Source organism: Flavobacterium sp., assembly GCF_036759525.1.
Classification (GTDB): Bacteria; Bacteroidota; Bacteroidia; order Flavobacteriales; family Flavobacteriaceae; genus Flavobacterium.
In genome coordinates, this window is the sequence record NZ_DAIOUN010000039.1 from 1 (window position 1) to 2826 (window position 2826).

At 36.5% G+C, this 2826-nt stretch carries 3 protein-coding genes; all 3 read left to right on the top strand.

Features of this window, described 5'->3' with window-relative positions:
• The first annotated feature begins 72 nt into the window (after nucleotides 1-72).
• A complete protein-coding gene (locus V7M80_RS13110; protein WP_333696810.1) occupies nucleotides 73-1719 on the top strand; it encodes an ATP-binding protein in 1647 nt (548 codons plus the stop codon).
• 6 nt (nucleotides 1720-1725) lie between these two features.
• Nucleotides 1726-2394 carry a response regulator gene (locus tag V7M80_RS13115; RefSeq protein WP_333696811.1) on the top strand — a complete coding sequence of 223 codons (669 nt, stop codon included), beginning with the start codon at nucleotides 1726-1728 and terminating at the stop codon, nucleotides 2392-2394.
• A gap of 113 nt (nucleotides 2395-2507) precedes the next feature.
• Nucleotides 2508-2826, top strand: a 319-nt coding sequence (locus V7M80_RS13120) for a YegP family protein (RefSeq protein ID WP_333696813.1), incomplete at its 3' end; no start/stop codon positions are given.

A 2826-nucleotide genomic window follows, 5' to 3' on the forward strand; every position in this document is an offset into this window, starting at 1 on the left:
CCCTCCGCCACCATCATTTGGCTCAGATTAAGTGTAGGTCCTACATTTAAGGAAATTTAATATCTTCGGGGAATGAAAAATCAAACTTTTCATTTCCCGATTTTCCTATTTGGGGTGTTAACGGTTCTTTTTTCTTGCCAAGAGAAAAAAGCAGTTTCTGCCCGGGATGATTTTTCCGTTTTTCTCCAAAAAGCGGAGAAGTTCGAACAAGAGTACCAATTTGACAGTGCTTATTTTAATTACAATCAAGCTAAACAAAAGGTGGCACTGGATTCTGAACAAGCGGCTTACGTGGCTTTAAATTCGGCTGCCTTGCAACATTATATAGGCGATTTTTTTGGTTGTGAAGAGACTATTACAGAGGCCCTGAATCACTATAAAGGTACCTTTTACTTGCCGTATTTTTATAATTTGCTTGCGATATGTTACCATAAGCAAAATAATTTAGAGGAGTCTTTATCTTATTATGAAAAGGCTATAGAGCAATCTGTTGATTCATTGGATCGGATTATTTACAAAAACAATATTGGATTAATTTATCAGGAAAAGAAAGCGTATGCCACCGCTGCAAAGTATTTTACACCTCTACTTTCGGAAGCCCTATTGAAGAAAAATAGGCTGGAATATGCTCGCGTTTTAGACAATTTGGGTTATGTCAATTACCTACAAGATAAAGAATCCGGTTTGCCGTTTATGACCGAGGCATTACACATTCGAGATAGCCTTTCCGATTACATCGGTTTGATGGCTTCGCATATGCATCTTTCTGAATATTATCAAAATAAAGATTTAGTATTGGCTAAAGCGTATGCCCAAAAAGCCCAAAACGCCGCCCTTAAATCGCAAAGTCCTGATGATCAATTAGAGTCGTTAAAATGGTTAACCCGTTTTGGGACACCCGAAGAATCGAAACAATACTATCAACGCTATATTGCTCTTAATGATAGCCTTACTAAAGTACGAAGTGGGGCTAAAAATCAATTTGCCAAAATAAAGTACGATTCTAAGAAAGCCATTCAAGAAGTGGTGAAGTACAAAAATCAAAAATCTATTCTTCTGCTTTTGATGGGTTTACTTTTTGTAATTGCCTACCTCGGGTACCGTTTGTATCAAATTAAAAACAAACGTAAACTTCAACAAGCCACTTATCTGACAGAGACCCGAATTTCCAAAAAAATACACGATGAGTTGGCCAATGATGTTTTTAATACGATGACTTTTGCTCAGACTCAAAATTTGGAACTCCCCGAGGCCAAAGATCGATTGTTGGACAGTATGGAGCATATATACAGACGCACGAGAAATATTGCGAAAGAAAACAGCGAAATTCGAACGGATGCCCATTTTGAATCCGATTTTTTTCAAATGATTGACAGTTTTTCAGATGCCCAGTTGAAAGTTATTCGAAAAATTACGGAAGAACTGAATTGGCATAAAATGAGTGCCATCCACAAAATAACTTTGTACCGCGTTATTCAGGAACTCCTGGTCAATACTAAAAAACACAGTCAAGCTACTTTTGTAGTAGTTAGTTTTACAGATAAGAAAAACAGCTTGGAAGTTCAGTATTCTGACAATGGTATTGGATTAAAAACGGCACAAATTCACAAGTCCGGACTTCAAAATGCGGAAACCCGTATTTTGGCTATACAGGGAAGTCTTATTTTTGACACCAATAACCCCAATGGTTTTCGGGTTACCGTATCGATTCCCAAATAAACGCCTATGTTTAAAAAGATTTTAATAGCAGAAGATTTAGATTCCATTAGTTTGTCCGTTCAGCATGTTTTAAGTGAAATGCCTTTATCGTATTGCTCTCACGACAAATATTGCGATGAAGCTTTGTTGAAATTAAAAAGAGCACAACTGGAGCAGGACCCCTATGATTTGTTAATTAGCGATTTGTCTTTCAAGGATGATGGTAAAAATTCCAAATTAAAGTCGGGAGAAGATTTGATAACCGAAGCCAAAATGCTACAACCCGATTTAAAAGTTATCGTTTATTCGGTTGAAGAAAAAGAGTATCGAATCAAGTCGCTCTTTGAAAAGCAACACATTGATGCCTTTGTTTTGAAAGGAAGGGATAGTTTGTATCAGTTAAAGATGGCTATTAAGACGTTATCCGAGACGGATAATACCTATATTTCTCCTGAGATTCAACATGTTTTACAAAACAAAACGGGTACCCAAATAGATGAATTTGATGTGTTGCTTTTGAAACATTTGGCGGTAGGAATATCGCAGGAAGAAATGGAAAAGGTATTTAAACAAAAGGGGATTAAGCCCAATAGTAAGAGTACCATTGAAAAACGAATTGGTAAACTTAAACTGATTTTTAGAGCGAATAATCCGGTTCATTTGGTTGCCATTGCCAAAGACTTAGGCATTATATAATTTTTACTCCCAACGTTACATTTCGTATTACTTGTATTCCCGATTACGGATTCCCGTAAAATCTCATTTTGCCCTTCTTTTATTTTTGCTCAAAACTAAAACTGAGCCTTAAAATGCCAAAATTTAAAATTCTACCGTCACCCAAAGACAAGTGGATTTACAGACTGTACGGTTCTGATGGAACAGTATGGTTAAATGGAACGAAACATGAAATCAAACAAGCCTGTCATGGGGAAATTTTATCGGTACGAATCAATGCCGTTTACCTTGAAAATTTTGAAATCAGAACCTCTCCAAGTCAAGACTACTTCTTTATTCTTCGCTCAATGGGAAATCAAAATGTTATTGGGGTTAGCGAAATGTACAGCCAACGCGATACTTGCGAAAAAATCATAGATCAAATCAGAAAATCTATTGAGTTTGCGGAAATTA

Excerpts from the sequence above, each read along its gene's own strand:
- V7M80_RS13115 (WP_333696811.1), top strand. The coding sequence starts at position 1,726 with ATGTTTAAAAAGATTTTAATAGCAGAAGATTTAGATTCCATTAGTTTG.
- V7M80_RS13110 (WP_333696810.1), top strand. The coding sequence starts at position 73 with ATGAAAAATCAAACTTTTCATTTCCCGATTTTCCTATTTGGGGTGTTA.